The organism is Burkholderia sp. BCC0405 (genome assembly GCF_902833075.1).
In the GTDB taxonomy this organism is placed as follows: domain Bacteria; phylum Pseudomonadota; class Gammaproteobacteria; order Burkholderiales; family Burkholderiaceae; genus Burkholderia.
On sequence record NZ_CADFEO010000030.1, the window covers coordinates 18,280 to 43,262 of the forward strand.

Below are 24,983 nucleotides of genomic sequence, written 5' to 3' on the forward strand. Positions count from 1 at the left end.
GGGGACGGGAGACTACCCGTTTCGCCTGAGTGCGAGCGGATCGTAGCGCAGTGCCTGCGCCACGGAAAGCCCCCGCTCGAGGCGAGTCCGCCATCAGGGGTCTGACGATTTTTCAACCGTGGCATACGGTGGGCGACGCGCCCTTCTCATCGGTATCGCAAACCTTTGCGTCTGATGGAATCGCGGCGCCCCGAAGGCGCCGCATGCGGGTTCACAGGCGGCCGGCGCGCAGGCGGTTGACCGCCCCCGCGCCGGGCCTGCGCATCAGGTCGTCGCTGCGCGCACTGCGTCGGCGATCGTCTCCGCGTGGCGGACCGCGTCGGCCGCCTGCTGCGCCTCGACCATCACGCGCAGCACGGGCTCCGTGCCCGATGCGCGGATCAGCACGCGGCCGCTGCCGGCGAGCGCGGCCTCGGCTGCGGCGATCGCGGCGCGGATCGACGTGCTGCCCTTCCAGTCGGCGCCCGGCTTCATCCGCACGTTGATCAGCTTCTGCGGGAACAGCGTGACGCCGTCGAGCATCTGCGCAAGGGTCCGGCCGCTGCGCTTCAACGCGGCGAGCACGAGCAGCGCCGACACGATGCCGTCGCCGGTCGAGTGGCGGTCGAGCGACAGGATGTGGCCCGAGCCTTCCGCGCCGAGCTGCCAGCCGTGCTCGCGCAACTGTTCGAGCACGTAGCGATCGCCGACCGCCGCCCGGACGAATTTCACGCCCTCGCGCTGCAGCGCGACTTCGATCGCGAGGTTCGTCATCAGCGTGCCGACCGCGCCTTCGACCTTGCCGTCGGTCGCGATCCGGTCCTTCACGAGCACGTAGAGCAGCTCGTCGCCGTTGTACAGGCGACCGGTCGCGTCGACGACCTGCAGGCGGTCCGCATCGCCGTCGAGCGCGATGCCGAGATCGGCGTGGTTCGCACGCACCGCGCGCACCAGCGCGTCGGGCGCGGTCGCACCGACACCGTCGTTGATGTTGAAGCCGTTCGGCGCGACGCCGATCGGGATCACGTCCGCGCCGAGTTCGTGGAACACGTGCGGCGCGATCTGGTACGCGGCGCCGTGCGCACAGTCGATCACGAGCTTCAGCCCGCGGAGGTTGAACGCGGCCGGGAACGTGCTCTTGCAGAACTCGATGTAGCGTCCGGCCGCATCGTCGAGGCGGCGCGCCTTGCCGAGACCGTCGGACGATGCGCATTCGAGCGGCTTGTCGAGCCACGCTTCGATCGCGGCTTCGGTGTCGTCCGGCAGCTTGTTGCCGTCAGCCGAGAAAAACTTGATCCCGTTGTCGTGATACGGGTTGTGCGATGCGCTGATCACGACGCCCGCCGACAGGCGCAGCGCGCGCGTCAGGTACGCGACGCCCGGCGTCGGCATCGGGCCGGCCAGCATCACGTCGACGCCCGCCGCCGAGAATCCGGCCTCGAGCGCGGCTTCTAGCATGTAGCCCGACACGCGCGTGTCCTTGCCGATCAGCACGGTCGGACGCGAGCCCGCCGCGACGTCGGCCGAGCTGGCCAGTACCTTGCCGGCCGCGTAGCCGAGACGCAACACGAAATCCGGCGTGATGGGCGCCTCGCCCACCGTGCCGCGAATGCCGTCCGTGCCGAAATATCGACGTCCCATAGCGAATCTTCCTCCTTCGTCTTCTGACTTATCGTTGCCGCGCGGCTTCGCGCACGGCATTCCAGATTTTCAGCGCATCGACCGTCGCGGCAACGTCGTGCACGCGCACGATCGCCGCCCCGCGCTCGACTGCGCACAATGCAGCCGCCACGCTCGCCGCGACGCGCTCCATCGGCGGCTTGCCGCCGATCACCGCGCCGAGCATCGACTTGCGCGACATGCCCGCGAGTATCGGATACGCGCGCCCGTCGGGCCGTGCGGGCGCCGTGTCCGGCAACGCGGCCAAGAGCGCATAGTTGTCGACGACGACCGCCTTGCCGAATCCGAAGCCGGGATCGACGCAGATCCGCTCCGGTGCAATCCCGGCATCGCGCAGCGCCTGTGCGCGCTCGGCGAGAAAATCGCGCACGTCGGCCACGACGTCGCCGTAATCGGGTTCGCCGACCTGCATCGTTTGCGGCTCACCCAGCATGTGCATCGCACACAGTCCGCAATTGCCGTCTCGCACCGCGTCGATCGCGCCCGGCTGGCGGAACCCCCAGATGTCGTTGATCAGGTCGGCGCCTGCGGCCAGCGCCGCACGCATCACGGCCGGCTTGTAGGTATCGATCGACAGCGGCACGTTCAGCGGCCGCAGCGCCTCGACGAGCGGGATCACGCGCGCGAGTTCCTCGTCGAGCGGCACGGGCGGCGCGCCGGGGCGCGTCGATTCGCCACCGATATCGAGGAGGTCCACGCCTTCGGCAATCATCCGCTCCGCCTGGCGCAGCGCATCGTCGCGCGCGAGGAAGCGGCCGCCGTCGGAGAACGAATCGGGCGTGGCGTTGAGGATGCCCATCACGAGCGGGCGTTCGAACGTCAGTTCGAAGCGGCCGCACTGGAGTGGCGCGGGAATGAATGGAAAAACAGCGGAGTCGGACACGAGCAACTGGCGTGAATGAATGCAAAACGGGCCGGTGTGAAGCCACACCAGCCCGTGAAAGGCACTAAAGCGGAGATTATGCCGCCGGCGTAGCAGGCGCCGGCGCGGTGCCGGGCTTCACCTCGGCGCTGCTGCCGCCACCCGACGCATCGCCGCCGACAGCCGGCGAGCTCTTCGGGGAGCGCGGCGGACGGCCGTCCATGATGTCGTTGATCTGATCGGCGTCGATCGTCTCCCACTCCATCAGCGCGGCCGTCATCGCTTCGACCTTGTCGCGGTTCTCTTCGAGCAGGCGGCGCGCAAGGCCGTACTGCTCGTCGAGCACGCGGCGGATTTCCGAGTCGACCTTCTGCTGCGTCGCTTCCGAAATCGTGCGCGTGAAGCCGCGGCCGAACGGCGATGCATCGTTTTCGTCGTCGACGTAGACCATCGGCCCGAGCGCGTCGGTCATGCCGAAACGGGCCACCATCGCCCGCGCCGTCTGGGTCGCCTTGTTGAAGTCGTCCGATGCGCCGGTGCTGACGAGGTTCATGAACAGCTCTTCCGCCACCCGGCCACCGAACAGGATCGCGAGGCGGTCCAGCAGGTAGTCCTTCGAGTACGTTTCGTTGTCATGCTCCGGCAACTGCCACGTGACGCCCAGCGCACGGCCGCGCGGGATGATCGTGACCTTGTGCACGGGGTCGGCCTTCGGCAGCAGCTTCGCGACCACCGCGTGGCCCGACTCGTGGTAAGCGGTCGCACGCTTCGCTTCCTCGCGGATCACGGCCGACTTGCGCTCCGGACCCATGAAGATCTTGTCCTTCGCGTCCTCGAAATCCTGCATCTCGACGATACGCTTGCCGCGGCGTGCCGCGAACAGCGCAGCCTCGTTCACGAGGTTCGCGAGATCGGCGCCCGAGAAACCCGGCGTGCCGCGTGCAATGACTGCCGCATCGACGTCGTTCGCGATCGGCACCTTGCGCAGGTGCACACGCATGATCTGCTCGCGGCCGCGGATGTCCGGCAGGCCGACGTAGACCTGGCGGTCGAAACGGCCCGGCCGCAGCAGCGCCTTGTCGAGCACGTCGGAACGGTTGGTCGCAGCGATCACGATCACGCCCGAGTTCGCCTCGAAGCCGTCCATCTCGACCAGCATCTGGTTCAGCGTCTGTTCGCGTTCGTCGTTGCCGCCGCCCATGCCGGCGCCGCGATGACGACCGACCGCGTCGATTTCGTCGATGAACACGATGCACGGCGCATGCTTCTTCGCCTGCTCGAACATGTCGCGCACGCGGGCCGCGCCGACGCCGACGAACATTTCGACGAAGTCCGAACCCGAGATGCTGAAGAACGGCACCTTCGCTTCACCGGCGATCGCGCGAGCGAGCAGCGTCTTGCCGGTACCCGGCGGGCCGACGAGGAGCACGCCGCGCGGAATGCGGCCGCCCAGCTTCTGGAATTTCTGCGGATCGCGCAGGAAGTCGACGAGCTCGGACACTTCTTCCTTCGCTTCGTCGCAGCCCGCGACGTCGGAGAAGTTCACTGCGTTGTTGTTCTCGTCGATCAGCCGCGCTCGCGACTTGCCGAACGAAAAGGCACCGCCTTTGCCGCCCCCCTGCATCTGCCTCATCATGTAGAACCAGAACACGATGATCAGGATCGTTGGCCCGAGGTAGTACAGCGCGGACATCAGCGCGTTCGGCTCGTCATCGGCCTTGCCGCTGACCTGCACGCCGTACTTCATCAGATCGCCGACCATCCAGATGTCGCCGGGCGACACGATCTGGTATTTCTGGCCATCAGCCGGAGTGACGGTGAGGTTGCGCCCCTGAACGATGACGTTCTTGACCTTGCCGTTCTTGGCGTCGTCCATGAACTGCGAATAGGACACGCCTTCCTGGACGCGGGGCTTGTCGAACTGCTTGAACACCGTAAACAGCACCAGTGCGATCACCAGCCACACCGCTGCCTTCGAAAACATATTGTTGTTCAAAGCACCACTCCTTCACTCGTAGACGAGCGCCTACATTTTCCTTGCGGCGCCCCTCGGTCATTCTAATCCAGTCCGACCACCCTCGCCATAAGCATTGACAACCGCCGCGATAGCGCTTCGCTTGTCTGGCAAGGGCCGGAGCCCGTTTGCGGCACCCCGTCGCGCATCAGCGCGGACGTTTCAGATGCCGACCCAAAATGAACGTTTCGGACGATTTGTCGCGGGACGCCTTCGGCTTGCGCGGCGCGACGGTCTTAAACTGCTGTTTGAATTTCTCGACGATCTGGCTGTAGCCGCTGCCGTGAAAGCATTTCACGAGCAGCGCACCGTCCGGCTTCAGATGATTCTGCGCGAATTCGAGCGCCAGATCGCAGAGATGCTCGATGCGCGCCGCGTCCGCCGAGGCCACGCCGGAGAGGTTGGGGGCCATGTCGGAAATAACAAGGTCCACCGCGCGCCCTTCGAGCACTTCCTCGAGCTGGTGGAGCACTTCATCCTCGCGGAAGTCACCCTGGAGGAAGTGGACGTCGGCGATCGGCTCCATCGGCAGGATATCGAGCGCAACGATCGTGCCGTCGATGCCGCCTTCGCGCTCCGCGTCACGCTTCTTGCCCTGCGCGAGCTTGTTGCGGGCATACTGGCTCCAGCTGCCCGGCGTCGCGCCGAGATCGACGATCACCTGGCCCGGACGGATCAGCTTGTCCTGCTCGTCGATTTCCTTCAGCTTGTACGCGGCGCGCGCGCGATAGCCCTCCCGCTGCGCCATTTTGACGTAGGGGTCGTTGATGTGGTCGTGCAGCCAGTGCTGGTTGAAGCGGTTTTTTGCCATTCGAGAGAGAGATTGCTGCCAATTGCTTCGTGAAGCCGCGCTTTTAGCGGATAATACGCGTCTTCTTCGCGCGGCTGCGGCCCCTTTTCAGGCCCAAGCCGCGATTTTACGTGGTTTCGGCGCACGGCTGACGCGGTAACTTCCCGCGATTGCTATTCAGTCAGCGCGCCCTTATTTAGATTTCGACATTTCCATGCCCGCCCTTTCGCTTTCTCCCGCCGAGCGCTCCGCGCTGCGCTCCCAGGCCCATGCGCTCAAGCCCGTCGTGCTGATCGGCGCCGAAGGGCTGACCGACGCCGTGCTGAAGGAAATCAAGGTGCACCTCGACGCGCACCAACTGATCAAGATCCGCGTGTTCGGCGACGAGCGCGACGAGCGCATCGCAATCTACGACGAGATCTGCGATCGCCTGAGCGCGGCGCCGATCCAGCACATCGGCAAGCTGCTGGTGATCTGGAAGCCCGAAGCCGCCGCAGCGGCCCCGGCCCGCGGCCGTCGTGCCGGCACCGTGCCGAGCGCGGCTGAAGTCGTCGACGACAAGAAAGGCCGTGCACCGCGCACCGTCAAGGTCGTCAAGGTGTCGCCGAACGCGAGCCCCGTGCGTCGTCCGAAGCCGACGAAGGTCGTCGTGCGCGGCAACGAGCGCGTGACGGCAGGCGGTAACGTGAAGCGCGCCAAGAAGCGCCAGGCCAGCACCAAGCGTCCGTTCCAGGACAAGTAAGCATCGGGGCGGCACGGCTTACGCCGTACCGCCACCCTGCCCGCAGGCCCGGCATCGACCGGGCCTGCGCGGCGCTCGCCTCAGGCGTCGCGCGCCGGCAAACGCCAGATCAGCATCAGCCCCAGCACGCTCTCGACGAGGTAGAACACGCTCGAGACGCCGTGCAGCATCCCGAAGCGGCTCGCATACGGCGAGTTCGCGATATCCGTGCCCGCATCCATCGCAGCCACCCGCAGCGCGTTCATGAACGGCTGCAGCGCGAAATACCCGACCAGCACGCACACGACCATCGCGGCGACGATCCAGCGCACGCGGCGATAGTCGCTGCTGCCGCGCCGCACCTGCTGGTTCGACAACGCGAGCAGCAGCACGCCGCACACGACACCGAGGATTGCCTCGATACGGAACAGCTGGGCGGCGACCGAACCGGCCGTCATCCGCTCGAGCGTCTTGAACAGCACGGGCGCGACCGCATACCCGATCGTCAGCAGGCTGCCGACCCACACGGCCGACAGCAGGCGGAACACGCGATGCGGCATCACGTCGCCCCGCGTCAGATGTAGCTGACCGAGATGATTTCGTACTCGCGCACGCCGCTCGGCGCCTGCACGGCAGCGACGTCGCCTTCGGACTTGCCGATCAGCGCGCGCGCGATCGGCGAGCTGACCGAGATCAGGCCGTGATCGATATCGGCTTCGTCGTCACCGACGATCTGGTACTTGACGGTGTCGCCCGACTCGAGATCCTCGAGTTCGACGGTCGATGCGAAGACCACACGGCCTTCGGCATCGAGCACGGTGGGATCGATGACCTGCGCGGCCGACAGCTTCGATTCGAGTTCCGCGATACGACCCTCGATGAAGCCCTGCTTTTCCTTAGCGGCATCGTATTCGGCGTTTTCGGACAGGTCGCCCTGTGCGCGGGCCTCCGCGATCGCGTTGATCACGGCCGGCCGCTCGACGGACTTGAGGCGCTGCAATTCATCGCGCAGGAGTTCTGCGCCACGCTTTGTCAACGGAATGGTGCTCATAAACGGCTCAATCGCTAAAAACGGCTTTAAAAAAAATCACCGCGATTAAGCGCGTTTCCGATGAACCGGAAACACCGCTTAACCGCGGCACGTATTGCTTCGACAGGAAACTGACCGCTTAGTTTAGGCGAGCGTGAAGACCTTGTAAATCATAGACTTCCAGATCCTTCAGGTAGCGCAAGCCTTCAACCGCCGCGCGCGCGCCCGACATCGTCGTGTAGTACGTGACCTTGTGCGCCTGCGCGCTCATGCGGATCGAACGCGAATCGGCGATCGCCTGGCGCGTCTCGTCGACCGTCGTGAACACGAGTGCGATCTCGCCGTTCTTGATCATGTCGACGATGTGCGGACGGCCGTCCTTCACCTTGTTCACGACCTTCACCGGCACGCCGGCCGCTTCGATCGCGGCAGCCGTGCCCTTGGTCGCGACGATCGGGTAGCCGAGGTCGTGCAGCATGCGCGCGACTTCGACTGCCTTCGGCTTGTCGGCGTCCATCACGGTCAGCAGCACCGTGCCCGACTCCGGCAGGCGCGAACCGGCCGCGAGCTGCGACTTGAACAGCGCTTCGCCGAACGTCTGGCCGACGCCCATCACTTCGCCGGTCGAACGCATTTCAGGCCCGAGGACCGGATCGACGGTCGGGAACTTGACGAACGGGAACACCGCTTCCTTCACGCTGAAGTACGGCGGCTCGACTTCCTTCGTCACGCCCTGCTGCGCGAGCTTCTGGCCGACCATCGCGCGCGCCGCGATCTTCGCGAGCGGCAGGCTGGTCGCCTTCGACACGTACGGCACCGTGCGCGATGCGCGCGGGTTCACTTCCAGCACGTAGATGATGTCCTGCTTCGAACCGTCCGCCTGCGGCACCTGCTGGATCGCGAACTGCACGTTCATCAGGCCGACCACGTTCAGCGCCTTCGCCATCGCGCCCGTCTGGCGCTTCAGCTCGGCCACGGTTTCCTTCGACAGCGAGTACGGCGGCAGCGAGCATGCCGAGTCGCCCGAGTGGACGCCCGCCTGCTCGATGTGTTCCATCACGCCGCCGATGAACACGGCTTCGCCGTCGCAGATGCAGTCGACGTCGCACTCGATCGCGTCGTTGAGGAAGCGGTCGAGCAGCACCGGCGAATCGTTCGACACCTTCACGGCCTCGCGCATGTAGCGCTCCAGGTCGCGCGGCTCGTGGACGATTTCCATCGCGCGGCCGCCGAGCACGTACGACGGGCGCACGACCAGCGGGTAGCCGATTTCCTCGGCGAGCTTGAGCGCCTCGTCTTCGGCGCGCGCGGTGCGGTTCGGCGGCTGGCGCAGGCCGAGGTCCTGCAGCAGCTTCTGGAAGCGTTCGCGGTCTTCGGCCGCGTCGATCATGTCCGGCGACGTGCCGACGATCGGCACGCCGTGCGCCTCGAGGTCGAGCGCAAGCTTCAGCGGCGTCTGGCCGCCGTACTGGACGATCACGCCGACCGGCTTTTCCTTGTCGACGATCTCGAGGACGTCCTCGAGCGTCAGCGGCTCGAAGTACAGGCGGTCGGACGTGTCGTAGTCGGTCGACACCGTTTCCGGGTTGCAGTTGACCATGATCGTTTCGTAGCCGTCCTCGCGCATCGCGAGCGCCGCGTGCACGCAGCAGTAGTCGAACTCGATGCCCTGGCCGATCCGGTTCGGGCCGCCGCCCAGCACCATGATCTTCTTGTTGGTGGTCGGCTGCGCCTCGCACTCTTCCTCATAGGTCGAGTACATGTACGCGGTTTTCGTCGCGAATTCCGCCGCGCAGGTGTCGACGCGCTTGTAGACCGGGCGCACGTTGAGTTCGACGCGGCGCTTGCGGACGTCTTCCGGCGTCGCACCGAGCAGCTTCGCGAGGCGGCGGTCGGAGAAGCCGCTCTGCTTCAGGTAGCGCAGTTCGTCGAACGACAGCGACGCGAGCGTGCGGCCGCCGAGCGCCTTTTCCTTCAGGATGATCTGCTCGATCTGCTCGAGGAACCACGGGTCGATCGCGGTTTCCGCGAAGATTTCCTGGGCCGTCATGCCGATGCGGAATGCATCGCCGACGTACCAGATGCGGTCCGGGCCCGGCTCGTGGATCTCGATCGCGATCTCGTCGCGGTTGGTCGACTTCTCGTCGAGACCGTCGACACCGACTTCGAGGCCGCGCAGCGCCTTCTGGAACGATTCCTGGAACGTGCGACCGATCGCCATCACTTCGCCGACCGACTTCATCTGCGTCGTCAGGCGCGAATCGGCTTCGCGGAATTTCTCGAACGCGAAGCGCGGGATCTTCGTGACGACGTAGTCGATCGTCGGCTCGAACGACGCCGGGGTCTGGCCGCCGGTGATTTCGTTCTTCAGCTCGTCGAGCGTGTAGCCGACGGCCAGCTTCGCCGCGACCTTCGCGATCGGGAAGCCCGTTGCCTTCGATGCGAGCGCCGACGAACGCGACACGCGCGGGTTCATCTCGATGACAACCATGCGGCCGTCCTTCGGGTTGATCGAGAACTGCACGTTCGAGCCGCCCGTGTCGACGCCGATCTCGCGCAGCACCGCGAGCGACGCGTTACGCAGGATCTGGTATTCCTTGTCGGTGAGCGTCTGCGCCGGCGCGACCGTGATCGAGTCGCCGGTGTGCACGCCCATCGGGTCGAGGTTTTCGATCGAGCAGACGATGATGCAGTTGTCGGCGCGGTCGCGCACGACTTCCATCTCGTATTCCTTCCAGCCGAGCAGCGATTCTTCGATCAGCAGCTCGCGCGTGGGCGAAAGATCCAGGCCGCGCTTGCAGATTTCCTCGAACTCTTCGCGGTTGTAGGCAATGCCGCCGCCCGAACCGCCGAGCGTGAACGACGGACGGATCACGACCGGGTAGCCGCTGCCGCCCGTCTCCGCCATGATCTCGGCGTGCACCTTGGTCGCCTCTTCCATCGAGTGCGCGATGCCCGACTTCGCCGAACCGAGACCGATCTTGGTCATCGCTTCCTTGAACTTCTGGCGGTCCTCCGCCTTGTCGATCGCTTCCGGCGACGCGCCGATCAGCTCGACGCCGAACTTCTCGAGCACGCCGTGGTGGTGCAGGTCGAGCGCGCAGTTCAGCGCGGTCTGGCCGCCCATCGTCGGCAGGATCGCGTCCGGGCGCTCCTTCTCGATGATGCGCGCGACGACTTCCCACGTGATCGGCTCGATATAGGTCACGTCGGCCGTGTTCGGGTCGGTCATGATCGTCGCCGGGTTGCTGTTGACGAGAACGACCTTGTAGCCCTCCTCACGCAACGCCTTGCAAGCCTGCGCGCCCGAATAGTCGAACTCGCACGCCTGGCCGATGATGATCGGGCCGGCGCCGATGATGAGGATGCTCTTGATGTCTGTGCGTTTTGGCATGGCTTGTGAATTCAATAAGTAATCGTTGTCGTGGGTCGGCCGGCTGCGCTCAGCTCATCGTGGCGAGCGCGAGCTTCACCGAGAATCCGATGAACAGGCCGCCCACGCTGCTCGCCGCGCCTGCTGCAAGCTTGCGGCGGCGGCGGAAGTGCTCGGCGAGCCGCGCACCCGCGAAGATCAGCGTGCTCAGGTACAGGAAGCTCGCGCATTGCGCGATCGCCCCGAGCACGCCGAACGACAGCGCGGGATGCGGGAATGCCGGGTCGACGAACTGGATGAAGAACGAGATGAAGAACAGGATCGCCTTCGGATTCAGCAGGCTCACGATCAGCGCTTTCCGGAACGGCCGCTCACCGTCGACGGCCGGCGGTGCATCGACCGGCACATCGCCACGCGCGCGCAGCTTGCTCCACGCGCTGCGCAGCATGCCGGTGCCGATGTACAGCAGATACGCGGCGCCGCCGTACTTGACGACGGAGAACAGCAGCGGATTCGCCTTCAGCAGCGACGCGACGCCGGCGGCGGACAGCACCATCAGCACCGTATCGCCGACGAACACGCCGCACGCCGCCCGATAGCCGGCCTTCACGCCGCGCTGCGCCGCGAGCGACAGCACGTACATCGAGTTCGGCCCCGGCAGCAGGATGATGAAGATCACGCCGAACACGTAGGTCCAGATATCCGTGATGCCGAGTGCGTGGCCGAACATGATGCGAATCTCCCGAGCTTCAGTTGCGTCGTTGACGTTAGGCGTTGCGCTGCTTCGCCGCGTCCATCAGCGCGGTGAAACGGTCGAACAGATAGCCGATGTCGTGCGGGCCGGGCGACGCTTCCGGGTGGCCCTGGAAGCAGAATGCCGGCTTGTCGGTCAGCTCGAAACCCTGCAGCGTGCCGTCGAACAGCGACACGTGCGTCACACGCGCATTGACCGGCAGCGAATCCGCATCGACCGCGAAGCCGTGGTTCTGCGACGTGATCACGACACGACCGTCGCCGAGATCCTTCACCGGGTGGTTCGCGCCGTGGTGGCCCGTCTTCATCTTCAGCGTCTTCGCGCCGACCGCGAGGCCCATGATCTGGTGACCCAGGCAGATGCCGAAGGTCGGCACGCCGCGCTCGATGAATTGCTTCGTGGCCGCGATCGCGTAGTCGCATGGTTCCGGATCGCCGGGGCCGTTCGACAGGAAGACGCCATCCGGATTCAGCGCGAGCGCATCTTCCGCGCTCGCCTGGGCCGGCAGCACCGTCACGTGGCAGCCGCGCTCCGCGAGCATGCGCAGGATGTTGTACTTGACGCCGAAATCGTAGGCGACGACGCGGTACTTCGGCGCTTCCTGCATGCCGTAGCCGCCTTCGAGGCGCCATTCGGTCTGCTTCCACTCGAACGGCTTCGTGGTCGACACGACCTTCGCGAGATCCATGCCCGCGAGACCCGGGAACGAGCGCGCGAGCTCGATTGCCTTCGCTTCGTCGTCCGAGCCCGTCAGGATGCAGCCGTTCTGCGCGCCCTTGTCGCGCAGGATGCGGGTCAGCTTGCGGGTGTCGATACCGGCGATCGCGACGACGCCTTCGTCGCGCAAGTAATCGCCGAGCGTGCGGTCCATGCGGAAGTTCGATGCGAGCGAGGGCAGATCACGGATGATCAGGCCGGCGGCATGGACTTTCGTGGCTTCGACGTCTTCGGCATTGACGCCGACGTTGCCGATATGCGGATAGGTGAGCGTGACGATCTGGCGCGAGTAGCTCGGATCAGTCAGGATTTCCTGATAGCCGGTGATCGCGGTATTGAACACGACTTCGCCGATCGTGTGGCCTTCGGCCCCGATCGAATAACCACGAAAGACCGTGCCGTCGGCGAGTGCAAGCAAGGCGGGAGTAAAAGACGGCAACACGGGAGGCTCCTTGGGGAACACCCTGCTGCCGACCTGTTTACCCTGCCGCGCGAGCGCCGCGCTGCGTGAGCGCGCGTGGTCGCTTGCTGGACGCGGCCTGCGCTGTCGAGACGCGAACCCGGCGCGTGGCGCACGAGGCTTCGCGGCATCGCCCGGCAGGCGGCGTGCGGCGGATGAACGGGATGAATGAGGTAGGCGCTAGGGTGCGAGGTTGATCAGCACAAACTTTCAAATTATAGCCTGAAAATGGCCCTATCTTCAATTGATATGGCCGTCCGATCGTGCGCATGCCGCGCCCGGCGACGCGACGCATGCGCTGCGGCCCCATTTACGTGCCCGCCCTGCCCCCAGCGTACCGCCGGATCAGTGTGCTTGACCAGCGCCGCGCGCAGGCCAGACGTACCAGACTGCACTCGCGAGCTGCAGCGCGAGCAGCACGCCCCATGCCGTGAAGTGCGCGGCGGCCGGATAGTGGCCGTCGACCGCGGGCCAGCGCGACAGCACCGCGCCGACACCGATCTGGAACGCAAAGATCAGCAGGAAGATCACGAGCGTGAGCGTCGTGTTCGCGCGACCGATCAGGTGAGCGGGAAAATGCCCGGCCATCACCGCGTAGGTCAGGATGCCGACGCCACCGAACATCCCGTATGCGGCCCACAGCACGGCGGGCGGCAACGGCACGCGCGCGACGATCGCGGCCTGCGTCGCGACGAACAGCGCCATGCCGACCCCGCAGAACGCGTATACGGACACGCCGCGCCGCTCGAGCACGCGCGCGGCGGCGCCGAAGCCGACGCAGCCGGCCATCATCGCGAAGCCGAGCACCGACACGAGGCGCGCGGCATGCGGCGCATCGAACCCCGCGACGTCGCGCAGGTACGGCCCGACCCACAGCGACTGCATCGCGTAGAACACGCCCTGCGTGACGACGGAGAACGACGAGATCTTCCAGAACGCACGGCTGCTCAGGATATGCCACGTGCCCTTGAACTGGCTGACGATCCCGCCCTGGTGGCGCACCTGCTTCGCTTCCGGCGCGCCCAGCCCGATCGACGCCGCGACGATCACCGTCAGCACCGCAAGGCCGAAACAGATCGCGCGCCAGCTCGTCCAGCCGAGCAGCCAGGTCAGCGGCGAGCCGACCACCACGCCGCCGAGGCCGCCCACGGCCATCACGAGGCCGTTGACAAGCGGCAGCCGGCCGACCGGAAAATGCTGCGCGAGCGCCTTGAACGCCGCGCCGAGACACACCGATACGCCGACACCGATCAGCAGCCGGCCGGCCATCATTGTGCCGAGGCTGTGCGCGGCGCCGAACACGGCCGCGCCGGCGGCCGCGAACAGCAGCATGCCGGCCGTCACGCGCCGCGGGCCGAAGTGGTCGAGCATCACGCCGGCCGGGATCTGCGCGCCGGCGAAGCCGAGGAAATAAAGACTGGTGAGCAGACCGAGATCGGCGGCCGACAACCCGAGCTCGTGCGTGACGAACGGCGCGAAGCCCAGATTGACGCCGCGAAACACATACGACACGAAATACCCGACCGAAAACAGCGCGAGCACCCTGACCTGCACCGACGACATCACTTCCCCTTGTTATAGGTAGACATTCACGGCGGCACCCGGCGCCGTACACAAACAAAAACGCCGTCACCTCGGTGACGGCGTTTCGTCGCATTTCGTCGGATGATAGCGCAATCGCGCGAACCGGGCCGGCCGCACGATGCGCTCGCGAGTGCGTTACTTCTTCTTGCCCTTGTGCGCTGCAGCCTTGGCCGGCGCCGCTTTCGCAGGCGCCGCCTTCGCCGGTCTGGCTGCCGGCTTTGCCGCGCCGCGCTTCGCGCCGTGCGACTTGCCGCCCACCGCCAGGCTCGCGCGCTCGATGTGCGCACCGCCGGCCGACGTCGCGATCCGTTCCGGACCGGGTTCCGCCGGCACCGACCGGCCGACCGGCACGTGCAGCACGAGCGCCTGGCCCGGCATCACGAGATCGCGGTGCGTGCGGTTCCACGCCTTGAGCTGGCCGACCGACACGCCGTAGCGGCCGGCGATCGCCGCCATCGACTGCTTGCGGCGCACGCGGATCAGCATCTTGCGCGTGTCGGGCACGTCGGGTTCCATCGCGAGCACGCCGTTTTCGGCGACGTCGGCGCTGATGTCCTCGTCGTCGTCATCGCCGCGCGGCACGACGATCGTCGAGCCGGGCTTCAGGCGCATGCCGGCCGGAATCTTGTTGATCGACATCAGCGTATCGGCGTCCACGCCAATCTTCTCGGCGATCGCGGCCGGCCGCGCACGCTCGCTGACCGTATAGGTGGTCCACGACGAGAGCTGGCCGTTGTACGCCTTCAGGTTTTTCTCGAACGCCGACGCGTTGTCGAACGGCAGCAGGATCTGCGGCTCGGTCGCGCCGAGGATCACCGGCTTCGAGAACGACGGGTTCAGCGAACGGAATTCGTCGAGCGACAGGTTCGCGAGCTTCGCGGCCACCGCCACGTCGATGTCGCGCGACGTCGTGACCGTCACGAAATACGGGTGGTTCGGGATGTCCGGCAGCGTCAGGCCGTACTGCTGCGGATTCGCGATGATGTTCTTCACCGCCTGCAGCTTCGGCACGTAGTTGCGCGTCTCGTTCGGCATGCGCAGGCTCAGGTAGTCGGTCGGCAGGCCGGCCGCCTGGTTGCGCGCGATCGCGCGCTGCACGTTGCCCTCGCCCCAGTTGTATGCGGCCAGCGCGAGATACCAGTCGCCGAACATGTCATGCAGGCGCGACAGGTAGTCGAGCGCGGCGCTCGTCGACGCGAGCACGTCACGGCGCTCGTCCTGCCACATGTTGCGCTTCAGGTTGTACGTACGGCCCGTGCCGGGCATGAACTGCCACATGCCGGCCGCCTTCGCGACCGACAGCGCCTGCGGGTTGTACGCGGACTCGATGAACGGCAACAGCGCGAGCTCGGTCGGCATGTGACGCGCCTCGAGTTCCTCGACGATGTGGTACAGGTACTTCTGCGAGCGCTCGGTCATGCGCTGCACGTAATCCGGGCGCTGCGTATACCACGTGGTCTGCATGTCGACGAGGTCGGTCTGCAGGTCGGGCATCTGGAAACCGCGGCGGATGCGGCCCCAGAGATCGGAATCCGCACTGGTCAGATCGCCGACGGATTGCTTGTCGACGTCGACGGTTTCTTTGGCGGTGGCTGATTTACGGAGGTAGGTGGACGTCGCCTGCGAATCGGCGGCGTTGTTGGCGACAGGGGCCTGGCTCGCACAAGCGGCGAGCAGCAGAACCACCATCGCACTCAATATAAGTCGCATGAAATTCTCTGCTTCCGACGGCTGGAAATTGCAGGCGATACTACGGAAGTGCGTGCTTCACGTCAATAAAAACACCGAAAACTCAGCGAAATCCTACATTTGGAGCAATTTTTACAGGCACCGCATGAGCTTTGGAGTCCTCCGGAAATCATCATCGGAACCGGTTTTTCCACTCGCGCATCAGCGTGAACGCCGTCAGACGATCCGGCACTGTTTCGTGCAACTCGGCCTCGAGCGTCGCGCGGATCGCATCGCTGTCCGCACGCATGAACGGGTTAACGGCACGCTCGTGCGCGATCGTAGTGGGCAATGTCGGCACGCCGCGCGCACGCAGCGCCTGCGCGTCGTCGCGCCACGTGGCGAGCGCCGCATTGCCGGGTTCGCACGCAAGCGCGAAGCGGATGTTGGACAGCGTGTATTCGTGCGCGCAATGCACGTGCGTGTCGCCCGGCAGTGCCGCGAGCGCGTCGAGCGACGCGAGCATCTGCGCGGGCGTGCCTTCGAACAGGCGCCCGCAACCGCACGAGAACAGCGTGTCGCCGCAGAACACGTGCGGCGCCGCGTTGCCCTGCCCGGCCGCCTGGAAATAGGCGATGTGGCCGCGCGTATGGCCCGGCACGTCGAGCACGTCGAACGCGACGGCCGGCGCGTCGAGCGTCACGCGCGCGCCGCCCGAAAGCGGCCGCGTGACCACGCCGATCGCCTCGGCAGCGGGGCCGTAAACGACGAGCGGAACATCGTCCGGTTGGCCATCGCGCAGTGCCGCGACACCGCCGACGTGGTCGGCGTGATGGTGCGTGAGTAAAATAGCGGTCAACCGCCAGCCTCGTTCGGCTAGAACCCGGCGCACCGGCGCGGCTTCACCCGGATCGACGGCGATCGCATCGCGGCCGTCCGAGACGAGCCAGATATAGTTGTCTTCGAATGCCGGAACCGGCACGTATTCCAGCTCGTTCATGGGCGCGCAATCATCGTTATGTCTGACCGTCAAATTATAGACTGGCCCGCCTGGACCGACTCACCGCCCGGCCGCTACGTGCTGGGCTGGGAGCAGGCGCAGCTCGACCGGATCGTGTCCGACGTCTTCGGGTTTCACGCACTGCAGCTCGGCCTGCCGCAGCTCGACGCGCTGCGCGAGAACCGCATGCCGTATCGCGGCCTCGTGCTCGATCCGGCGAGCGGCGCGAGCGCGCCCTACCAGTATCCATGGGCCCGCGAAGCGCATGCACCCGAGCACGCGCCCGACGGCCGCAGCACGACCTGGTGCGACCTGCTCGACCTGCCGTTCGAGTCGCAGAGCGTCGACCTGATCGTGATGCCGCACACGCTCGAATTCACGTCCGATCCGCACCGGCTGCTGCGCGAGGCCGAGCGCGTGCTGATGCCGGAAGGCCAGCTCGTGATCACCGGCTTCAATTCGCTCAGCCTGTGGGGCATGCGGCAATCGTTCGGACGCATGGCAAACCGTCCGTTCGTGCCGGCCACGCGCGACCAGATCGCGTTCATCCGGCTCAAGGACTGGATCAAGCTGCTCGGCTTCGACCTCGAACGCGGCCGCTTCGGCTGTTACCGGCCGCCGCTCGTCACCGACCAGTGGCTGGCGCGCTACGGCTTCATGGAGGCCGCCGGCGACCGCTGGTGGCCGATCTTCGGCGCCGTCTACATGGTGACGGCCGTCAAGCGCGTGCGCGGCATGCGCCTCGTCGGCCAGATCAGGATGAAGAAGCCCGTGCTCGCACCAGGCCTGACGCCGGCGGCCTCCCCGACTACCCACCAAGAACATTCATGACAACCGATACGATCGACATCTATACCGACGGCGCCTGCAAGGGCAACCCCGGCCCCGGCGGCTGGGGCGCACTGATGCGCTACGGCGACAAGGAGAAGGAGCTGTTCGGCGGCGAGCCCAACACGACCAACAACCGCATGGAGCTGATGGGCGTGATCGCCGCGCTCGAGGCGCTGAAACGGCCGTGCCAGGTGATCGTGCATACCGACTCGCAATACGTGCAGAAAGGCATCAGCGAGTGGATCCACGGCTGGAAGAAGAAGGGCTGGGTCACCGCGGCAAAGACGCCCGTGAAGAACGCCGATCTGTGGAAGCGGCTCGACGCGCTCGTCGCGCAGCACGAGGTCGAGTGGCGCTGGGTCAAGGGTCACGCGGGCCATCCGGAAAACGAGCGCGCGGACGCACTCGCGAATCGCGGCGTCGAATCGCTCACGGCCTGAACGCCGTCCACTCCCCTGCTTCCTTTGCTTTCCCCGACATGCGCCAGATCATCCTCGATACCGAAACCACCGGCCTGAACGCCCGCACGGGCGACCGCCTCATCGAAATCGGCTGCGTCGAGCTGCTGAACCGACGGCTTACCGGCAACAACCTGCATTTCTACGTGAACCCCGAGCGCGACAGCGATCCGGGCGCACTGGCGGTGCACGGGCTCACGACCGAATTCCTGAGCGACAAGCCGAAATTCGCGGAAGTCGCGAGCCAGATCCTCGACTTCGTGAAGGACGCCGAGCTGATCATCCACAACGCGCCGTTCGACCTCGGCTTCCTCGACGCCGAATTCGCGCGGCTCGGCCTGCCGCCGTTCACCGAACATTGCGGCGGCGTGATCGACACGCTGGTGCAGGCCAAGCAGATGTTCCCCGGCAAGCGCAACTCGCTCGACGCGCTGTGCGACCGCTTCGGCATCAGCAACGCGCACCGGACGCTGCACGGCGCGCTGCTCGACTCGGAGCTGCTCGCCGAAGTGTATCTCGCGATGACGCGCGGCCAGGACAGCCTCGTGATCGACATGCTCGACGACGCGGGCGCCGACGGCGGCGCAGCGAACGGCCAGCGCGTGTCGCTCGCCGCGCTCGACCTGGCCGTGGTGGCCGCGAGCGACGACGAACTGGCCGCGCACCTCGCGCAACTCGACGAGCTCGACAAGTCGGTCAAGGGCACCTGCGTGTGGCGCAGGTCCGCCGACGCGGACGCCGCCGAAACGGCTTGAAGCGGACGGCACGCGCCGCGGCCGCGCTCACGCGCGCGGCTGCAGCGCGATGACCGCCATCCCGCCGAGCGCGAGCGCCGCGCCGGCTACGTCCCAGCGGGTCAGCGCGACGCCGTCGACCACCCGCAGCCACACCAGCGCCACCGCGATATACACGCCGCCATACGCGGCATAAGTGCGCCCTGCCGCGCTCGGATGCAGCGTCAGCAGCCACGCGAACAGCGCGAGCGACAGCGCGGCCGGCACCAGCAGCCACATTGGCCGGCCCGCCTTCAGCACGAGCCACGGCAGGTAACAGCCGACGATTTCGGCCAGCGCGGTTGCGGCAAACAGGGCCGCGATCCTCATCAGTTCGGTCATCCGGTTCCTCGTGAATTCGACCCCCGTCACCAGGGGCGGCACGGCCCCGCCGCGCGCCGCCGATCATACCCGAGCCGCCCTCGCCGAACGCCCCGCCAGACGGGCGCCTCCCGGCAATTTGCACGATCATCCGTCATCGTGCTATCATGTCGCCTGTTTCAACATTCAATCTCTGTCTATTCGATTTCGAGAGAAGTCCGTCCGCGCGTGGTGGATCGGCCCTTCGACCGGAATTGCACCCACAGGAAAGCCCGCCCGACAGGCCCGCTTTTCTCGTTTCGTTGCCCCTCCGGGGCGCTTGCCGGAACGCCGGACATCGTCCGCACCGGCATCTGCCGCCTGCATCACGCGGCCCATTCTTCATGAGCGCACTGTCGCGACGGCCCATCAGGCCCGCGTCGAAGCAGCCCCTTACGGCCCTTTACCGCCTTTTGTGCTGTAAGTGCTTAATGGCCTGCCCCGACGCGCCGCACGCGACACCGCGCTCACCGGCAAACCGTGTCGGACGGCCCGTCCGTTCGGCGCAGTCAAAGGAGTGCATGACCTTGACCGCAACACACGTCAGCCCGACCGCTGCTGCTTCCTCCACTTCGTCGTCCGGCGAAGCCCCGCTCGTCGCGGACGACATCACCGTCGTCGACCAGAGCCTCCTCAAGCGCGCCGTCAGCGCGATGGCCATCGGCAACGCGATGGAATGGTTCGACTTCGGCGTCTACAGCTACATCGCCGTCACGCTCGGCAAGGTGTTCTTCCCGTCCAGCAGCCCGTCCGCGCAGCTGCTCGCAACCTTCGGCACGTTCGCGGCCGCGTTCCTCGTGCGTCCGCTCGGCGGCATGGTGTTCGGCCCGCTCGGCGACCGCATCGGCCGCCAGCGCGTGCTCGCCGCCACGATGATCATGATGGCCGTCGGCACGTTCGCAATCGGCCTGATCCCCAGCTACGCATCGATCGGCATCATGGCGCCCGTGCTGCTGCTCGTCGCCCGCCTCGTCCAGGGCTTCTCGACCGGCGGCGAGTACGGCGGCGCGGCCACCTTCATCGCCGAATTCTCGACCGACAAGCGCCGCGGCTTCATGGGCAGCTTCCTCGAGTTCGGCACGCTGATCGGTTACATGATGGGTGCGGGCGTCGTCGCGCTGCTCACCGCGTCGCTGTCGCAGGAAGCGCTGCTGTCGTGGGGCTGGCGCGTGCCGTTCCTGATCGCCGGCCCGCTTGGCCTGATCGGTCTCTACATCCGGATGAGGCTCGAGGAAACGCCCGCGTTCAAGCGCCAGGCAGAAGAGCGCGAAGCGCAGGACAAGGCCGTGCCGAAGGCGCGCTTCCGCGAAACGCTGATGCGCAACTGGCGCGCACTGCTGCTGTGCGTCGGCCTCGTGCTGATCTTCAACGTGACCGACTACATGGTGCTGTCGTACTTGCCGAGCTTCATGTCGTCGACGCTGCACTTCGACGAATCGCACAGCCTCGTGCTTGTGCTGATCGTGATGGTGCTGATGATGCCGCTGACGCTCGCCGCCGGCCGCCTGTCCGACCGGATCGGCCGCAAGCCCGTGATGCTCGCCGGCTGCGTCGGCCTGCTCGCACTGTCGATCCCGTCGATGATGCTGATCCATGCGGGCACCACGGTGTCGGTGTTCGGCGGCCTGCTGATCCTCGGCGTGCTGCTGTCGTGCTTCACCGGCGTGATGCCGTCGGCGCTGCCGGCGCTGTTCCCGACCGAGATCCGCTACGGTGCGCTCGCGATCGGCTTCAACGTGTCGGTGTCGCTGTTCGGCGGCACGACCCCGCTCGTGACCGCGTGGCTGGTCGACGTCACGCACAACCTGATGATGCCCGCGTACTACATGATGGGCGCCGCCGTGATCGGCATCGTGTCGGTGGTCGCGCTCGCCGAAACCGCGCGCCAGCCGCTCAAGGGCTCGCCACCGGCCGTCGCGACGCGCCGCGAGGCACACCAGTTGGTGCGTCAGCTGCGCGACGGCGACGAGCGAGAAATCTACGAGCCCGCCGTATCGACCGCACGCGCATAAGCGTTCCAACATGAAAAAGCCCCGGCCGAAGCCGGGGCCCGATCGAATCCGATCCGCCCGACCGGCTTGCGCCGGCCGGGCTTTTTTTCATCCTTCAGCCGCGAGCACCCTCACGCTTGAGCTTCGCAGTGACGGCAGAACAACAGCGCACGCGAGCGCGACACCGCCGCCTGCGCACCGCGTGCCGCGACGATCAGCCCGACCTGACTGAGATTGAAATCGCGCTCGACCATCAACTGCGTCAGCGCGGCAAGCGGCAACACGACGGACGGGTGGTACAGGCTCGATTCGATCAGGGCTTTCATCATCGGCTCCATCTGGCAATGCGTGATTCGATGGAGTGGATTCTAGGGACCGGCCGCTTCCGGATAAACGGCGCGAATGCGAAGTCACTTGTCAGCCGCCGAGAACAATCGGCAAAGGCTTGCCGGACAAGGCCGAGCGGGCGACGGACCGCGACGCGGGGCCGCGTCGCGCGCCGCCGCGACGACTAGACGAGCGGCGTTTCGGCAAACGCCGGCAGCGCTTCCGCCCGCGCCGAATGCGCGGCCAGCGCCGGATAACGGGCCGGATCGATCCGCGCGAGTACCGGGTAGTCGGCCGCCATGAACTGCGTGAAGCGCCACGCGACCGCGGCCGTCACGTCGGACTGCAGCAGGCGCGCGCCGCCGAACCAGCCGTTCGCGGCCGCGACGAGCGGCTCCAGTGCGCCGTATGCGCCCTCGATCTGGCTCAGCACGCGCTCGAGCCACGGCGCATGCTGCTTGTCGGCCGGACGCAGCGCCTGCTCGTAGACGACCTGCACGGTCTTCTCGGCGGCCGCCAGCGCGAAGCCGACCGGCACGAGTGCGCGCAACCGTGCATCGGCGGTATCGGGCAGCAAGCGCCGCTCGGGTGCGACCAGGTGATCGAGATAGTCGACGATCAGCGACGAATCGAGCAGCGTCGCCCCGTCGCCGGTCACGAGCGTCGGCGCCTTGACGACCGGGTTGATCGCCCTGAACTGCTCGAAATGACGGAACACCGAGATCGACTCGTGTTCGAACGGCAGGTCGAGCAGCTTCGCCGAAATGGCGACCCGACGCACGAACGGGGAATCCAGCATGCCGATCAGCTTCATCGCGAACGCTCCGCTTGAGGGAAATGGGAGCGACGACTGTAACAGCATCGCGCGGCGTCGCCCAGGGTCCGTTCCCGGCAGCAACGGGCGGGTGCCGGCGCCACGCACGAGTTTGCCGAATTGACGGAACGAGCGCGGCCAGCCCTGGCGCCCCCGCGCTTGATGCGCATCAGCCGGACGCGCGCGGGACTCACGGTGTCCGGCCACAGTGACCATAATGCAAGTTCACCCCCCTTCCGCCCCAAGGTTCGCCATGTGGTATGCCCTCGTCGAGCAGCAGCGGGAATGGATGCGCGCCTGGCGCACGGCGACGCGGCACGCGTTCGACGCGTGGCCCGCGGCCACGCTGCCGCACGCCGCGTCGTCGTGCTACGACGACCTGTTCGAGCCGCTGCTCGGGCCGCCGGACGGGCCCCCGCACTTCGACATCGGATGGCCGGGCGTCGGCGAGCGCGTGGTCGCACGCACGCCGTTTTGCGACCTGCGGCGCTTCACGCGCGCCGATGCACCGCGCACGGTGCTGCTGTGCGCGCCGCTGGCCGGGCACGCGGCCGTGATGATGCGGGAAACCGTCGAGACGCTGCTCGCCGACGGCGACGTCTGCGTGACCGACTGGCGCAATGCGCGCGACGTGCCGCTCGCGGCGGGCCGCTTCGGGCTCGATGAGTATGTCGCGACGCTCGACGGTTTCGTCGACGGGCTCGCGCAGGACGACCGGCCGCTGCATGTCGTCGCCGTGTGCCAGGCGACCGTGCCGGCGCTCGGCGCGCTCGCGCTGCGCGCGGCGCGCGGCCTCCCGCCGCCCGCGAGCGTCACGTTGATCGGCGGCCCGCTCGACGCACGCCGGAATCCGAGCGCGCTCGGCACCGCCGCTGCCGCTCATTCGCTCGCCTGGTGCCGCCGCCACCTGATCGACATCGTGCCGCCCGGTTTCGCGGGGCACGGCCGCCAGGTATTTCCGACCTATCTGCAGCAGGGCGAGATCGCGCTCGTGTACCCGCAACGCTTCCTGTCGCTGATCGAAGCGTACGCGCTGGCCGCGTCGCGCTTCGACATGACCGGACTCGCCGGCGCGCGGCGGGCGCTGCTCGAATACACGGCGCTGCTCGACATGCCGGCCGAGTATTTCCTCGATATGGTCGACATCGTGTTCCAGCGCATGAGCCTCGCGCTCGGCACGTGGGACGTGGGCGGCCGGCGCGTCGAGCCGGCGGCGTTGCGCGGCGTCGCGCTGCTGACCGTCGAAGGCGCATGCGACAAGGTCACGGGCGCCGGCCAGACCCACGCGGCGCTCGACCTGTGCAGCGGCCTCGCCGACGACGAACGCTACCGGATCGACATCGCCGACTGCGATCACTACGGGCTGTTTACGGGGGCGCGCTGGCATGGGGATGTGCATCCGATGCTGCAGCGCGTGTTCGTGTGGGCCGAAACCCGCCGCCCTCGCCCGCGCCGCATCAGGCGGACGTGATGCCGCGTCAGGGCCGCGCGGCGTCGAGCAAAGCCCGTACCTCGTCGTCGCTCGTCTGCTCGAAGCGCGCGTAGAACTGGCTGATCCCGAAGAACGACAGCGGCAGCGACACCGTGACGAACGCATCGGCGAGATCGTCGAACAGATGGCGCGCGCCGGCCGGCGCGACCGGGACAGCCGCCACGATCCGCGCCGGGTGACGCTCGCGCAACGCCTGCAGCGCGACGCGCATCGACGCGCCGGTCGCGACGCCGTCGTCGACGACGATCGCGATGCGCCCTTCGACCGGCAGGGGCGGCGCGGCACCGCGATACAGCGCTTCGCGCCGATGCAGTTCGGCCGTCTCGCGCGCGATCACGTCGTCGAGCTGTTCGCCGGACACGTGCATCGAGCGGAGCACCGAACGCTGCAGATGCATCGCACCGCCCGTCGCGATCGCGCCCATCGCGAGCTCGGGATCGTCCGGCACGCCGAGCTTGCGCACGACCAGCACGTCGAGCGGCGCATGCAGCGCACACGCGACCGGATACGCGACGGGCACGCCACCGCGCGGCAACGCCAGCACGACGACATCGCTACGCCCCGCGTAATCGCGCAATGCGCCGGCCAGCTGGCGGCCGGCATCGGCGCGATCGGCAAAACACTCGAACACGATCGGCTCCCTGCCGTTGCGCCGGATGCGCGAAACCCGCGCCGGCGCCTGTCAGCGAGCATGATTCATCGGCCGTGCCGATGCAAGCAGGGTCACACCGGCGCGCGCGGCGCCGAGGGCAAGGGTCAGAGGCCGCCGGCCTGCCGGTACAGCCGCCAGAACGACTGCGCATAGGATTGCGCGAGCTCGGGGGCACGCTGGAACACGTTCACCGTTTCCGCATGCGCGGCCGCGCCTTCGGACAGCGTCGTCAGCGCGACGCTGTCGTCGACGATCACGAAGCGCGGCACAGGAGCGCCATGCCGCGAATCGATCGCCACGTCGATACCCGAGGATTTCAGATAGCCCGCGCCGCTGTACCGGCCCGCGCGCGGCGAACGCACGAGCACGGCACGCACCTCGACCCCGCGCGCGCGGGCCGCGCGCAACGCGCTCGCCACCGCCGGCGGCACGTGCGCATAGCCGGCCAGCAACACACGACGATGCGCCTGCCCGATCAGGTCGACGGTCGCGTCGGCCGCTGCATTGTCATACGAAAAGTATGTGCCGACCGATGCGGCATCGGACGGAATCTGGCTGGCGTGGGCGCTCGCCGCGCAGCAAAGCGCGGCGAGAAGGAAGGCGGCGGGTCTCATGGCGGGCGCCATTTTAGCGACGCCAGTTCGCGTGGCAAG

The 24,983-nt window shown here is 66.9% G+C and carries 23 protein-coding genes; 6 read left to right on the top strand and 17 right to left on the bottom strand.

The window, feature by feature from the left end; all coding sequences use genetic code 11:
• Window positions 1-264 precede the first annotated feature (264 nt).
• The 4 genes from glmM to HWX36_RS33745 all read right to left on the bottom strand — a co-directional run bounded on the left by glmM (window position 265) and on the right by HWX36_RS33745 (window position 5,346).
• Window positions 265-1,620: a phosphoglucosamine mutase gene (gene glmM / locus HWX36_RS33730; protein ID WP_175958091.1), complete on the bottom strand. Its 1,356-nt coding sequence runs from the start codon at window positions 1,618-1,620 to the stop codon at window positions 265-267.
• 28 nt (window positions 1,621-1,648) lie between these two features.
• Window positions 1,649-2,590 (bottom strand): dihydropteroate synthase, encoded by a 942-nt coding sequence (folP, locus tag HWX36_RS33735; protein ID WP_175958092.1) that lies wholly within the window; start codon window positions 2,588-2,590, stop codon window positions 1,649-1,651.
• A 28-nt stretch (window positions 2,591-2,618) separates the two neighbouring features.
• On the bottom strand, window positions 2,619-4,517 hold the full coding sequence (ftsH, locus tag HWX36_RS33740) for an ATP-dependent zinc metalloprotease FtsH (RefSeq protein ID WP_175958093.1): 1,899 nt from the start codon (window positions 4,515-4,517) through the stop codon (window positions 2,619-2,621).
• Between the two features lie 166 nt (window positions 4,518-4,683).
• The gene (locus HWX36_RS33745) at window positions 4,684-5,346 is read right to left on the bottom strand and encodes an RlmE family RNA methyltransferase (protein WP_046545366.1); all 663 of its coding nucleotides are present in this window, start codon (window positions 5,344-5,346) and stop codon (window positions 4,684-4,686) included.
• Between the two features lie 193 nt (window positions 5,347-5,539).
• On the opposite strand from HWX36_RS33745, the gene HWX36_RS33750 reads away from it, so the two are divergent.
• A complete protein-coding gene (locus tag HWX36_RS33750; RefSeq protein WP_175958094.1) occupies window positions 5,540-6,067 on the top strand; it encodes a YhbY family RNA-binding protein in 528 nt (175 codons plus the stop codon).
• Window positions 6,068-6,147: 80 nt separating this feature from the next.
• Here HWX36_RS33750 and HWX36_RS33755 read toward each other — a convergent pair whose 3' ends face one another.
• The 8 genes from HWX36_RS33755 to gloB all read right to left on the bottom strand — a co-directional run bounded on the left by HWX36_RS33755 (window position 6,148) and on the right by gloB (window position 16,632).
• The gene (locus HWX36_RS33755; protein WP_046545365.1) at window positions 6,148-6,606 is read right to left on the bottom strand and encodes a DUF4149 domain-containing protein; all 459 of its coding nucleotides are present in this window, start codon (window positions 6,604-6,606) and stop codon (window positions 6,148-6,150) included.
• A gap of 14 nt (window positions 6,607-6,620) precedes the next feature.
• The gene (gene greA / locus HWX36_RS33760; RefSeq protein WP_057927897.1) at window positions 6,621-7,097 is read right to left on the bottom strand and encodes a transcription elongation factor GreA; all 477 of its coding nucleotides are present in this window, start codon (window positions 7,095-7,097) and stop codon (window positions 6,621-6,623) included.
• Between the two features lie 118 nt (window positions 7,098-7,215).
• Window positions 7,216-10,470: a carbamoyl-phosphate synthase large subunit gene (gene carB, locus HWX36_RS33765; protein WP_175958095.1), complete on the bottom strand. Its 3,255-nt coding sequence runs from the start codon at window positions 10,468-10,470 to the stop codon at window positions 7,216-7,218.
• A 49-nt stretch (window positions 10,471-10,519) separates the two neighbouring features.
• Window positions 10,520-11,179, bottom strand: coding sequence for a leucine efflux protein LeuE (gene leuE, locus HWX36_RS33770; protein ID WP_175958096.1), 660 nt, complete (start codon window positions 11,177-11,179; stop codon window positions 10,520-10,522).
• A gap of 37 nt (window positions 11,180-11,216) precedes the next feature.
• Complete coding sequence (gene carA / locus HWX36_RS33775; protein WP_175958097.1) at window positions 11,217-12,362, bottom strand: glutamine-hydrolyzing carbamoyl-phosphate synthase small subunit; 1,146 nt, start codon at window positions 12,360-12,362, stop codon at window positions 11,217-11,219.
• Window positions 12,363-12,725: 363 nt separating this feature from the next.
• The gene (locus HWX36_RS33780; RefSeq protein ID WP_175958098.1) at window positions 12,726-13,943 is read right to left on the bottom strand and encodes an MFS transporter; all 1,218 of its coding nucleotides are present in this window, start codon (window positions 13,941-13,943) and stop codon (window positions 12,726-12,728) included.
• Window positions 13,944-14,099: 156 nt separating this feature from the next.
• Window positions 14,100-15,674 carry a transglycosylase SLT domain-containing protein gene (locus HWX36_RS33785; protein WP_175958099.1) on the bottom strand — a complete coding sequence of 525 codons (1,575 nt, stop codon included), beginning with the start codon at window positions 15,672-15,674 and terminating at the stop codon, window positions 14,100-14,102.
• A gap of 151 nt (window positions 15,675-15,825) precedes the next feature.
• Complete coding sequence (gloB, locus tag HWX36_RS33790; protein ID WP_175958100.1) at window positions 15,826-16,632, bottom strand: hydroxyacylglutathione hydrolase; 807 nt, start codon at window positions 16,630-16,632, stop codon at window positions 15,826-15,828.
• A gap of 18 nt (window positions 16,633-16,650) precedes the next feature.
• Here gloB and HWX36_RS33795 point away from each other — a divergent pair, with 18 nt between their 5' ends.
• From HWX36_RS33795 to dnaQ, 3 genes are read left to right on the top strand one after another with little or no spacing between them, the layout of a single operon-like run.
• A complete protein-coding gene (locus HWX36_RS33795; RefSeq protein WP_089439696.1) occupies window positions 16,651-17,463 on the top strand; it encodes a class I SAM-dependent methyltransferase in 813 nt (270 codons plus the stop codon).
• Window positions 17,460-17,903 carry a ribonuclease HI gene (gene rnhA, locus HWX36_RS33800; protein ID WP_039347704.1) on the top strand — a complete coding sequence of 148 codons (444 nt, stop codon included), beginning with the start codon at window positions 17,460-17,462 and terminating at the stop codon, window positions 17,901-17,903. The genes HWX36_RS33795 and rnhA overlap by 4 nt, the downstream gene beginning before the upstream one ends.
• A gap of 38 nt (window positions 17,904-17,941) precedes the next feature.
• Entirely contained in the window at window positions 17,942-18,676 is a 735-nt protein-coding gene (dnaQ, locus tag HWX36_RS33805) for a DNA polymerase III subunit epsilon (RefSeq protein ID WP_175958101.1), read from the top strand.
• Window positions 18,677-18,703: 27 nt separating this feature from the next.
• On the opposite strand, the gene HWX36_RS33810 is transcribed toward dnaQ, so the two are convergent.
• Window positions 18,704-19,036, bottom strand: coding sequence for a YnfA family protein (locus tag HWX36_RS33810; RefSeq protein WP_175958102.1), 333 nt, complete (start codon window positions 19,034-19,036; stop codon window positions 18,704-18,706).
• Window positions 19,037-19,575: 539 nt separating this feature from the next.
• Between HWX36_RS33810 and proP the strand changes: the two genes are divergently transcribed.
• Window positions 19,576-21,066, top strand: coding sequence for a glycine betaine/L-proline transporter ProP (gene proP / locus HWX36_RS33815; RefSeq protein ID WP_175958103.1), 1,491 nt, complete (start codon window positions 19,576-19,578; stop codon window positions 21,064-21,066).
• A 110-nt stretch (window positions 21,067-21,176) separates the two neighbouring features.
• Here proP and HWX36_RS33820 read toward each other — a convergent pair whose 3' ends face one another.
• The gene (locus tag HWX36_RS33820; protein WP_175958104.1) at window positions 21,177-21,383 is read right to left on the bottom strand and encodes a hypothetical protein; all 207 of its coding nucleotides are present in this window, start codon (window positions 21,381-21,383) and stop codon (window positions 21,177-21,179) included.
• Window positions 21,384-21,556: 173 nt separating this feature from the next.
• The gene (locus HWX36_RS33825) at window positions 21,557-22,186 is read right to left on the bottom strand and encodes a glutathione S-transferase (RefSeq protein ID WP_175958105.1); all 630 of its coding nucleotides are present in this window, start codon (window positions 22,184-22,186) and stop codon (window positions 21,557-21,559) included.
• A gap of 253 nt (window positions 22,187-22,439) precedes the next feature.
• Between HWX36_RS33825 and HWX36_RS33830 the strand changes: the two genes are divergently transcribed.
• Entirely contained in the window at window positions 22,440-23,657 is a 1,218-nt protein-coding gene (locus HWX36_RS33830) for a polyhydroxyalkanoate depolymerase (protein ID WP_175958106.1), read from the top strand.
• 7 nt (window positions 23,658-23,664) lie between these two features.
• Here HWX36_RS33830 and HWX36_RS33835 read toward each other — a convergent pair whose 3' ends face one another.
• Together HWX36_RS33835 and HWX36_RS33840 are read right to left on the bottom strand one after the other, a co-directional pair.
• Complete coding sequence (locus HWX36_RS33835) at window positions 23,665-24,309, bottom strand: phosphoribosyltransferase family protein (RefSeq protein ID WP_175958107.1); 645 nt, start codon at window positions 24,307-24,309, stop codon at window positions 23,665-23,667.
• A gap of 125 nt (window positions 24,310-24,434) precedes the next feature.
• Window positions 24,435-24,956 carry a phospholipase D-like domain-containing protein gene (locus HWX36_RS33840; protein ID WP_175958108.1) on the bottom strand — a complete coding sequence of 174 codons (522 nt, stop codon included), beginning with the start codon at window positions 24,954-24,956 and terminating at the stop codon, window positions 24,435-24,437.
• Window positions 24,957-24,983: the final 27 nt, after the last annotated feature.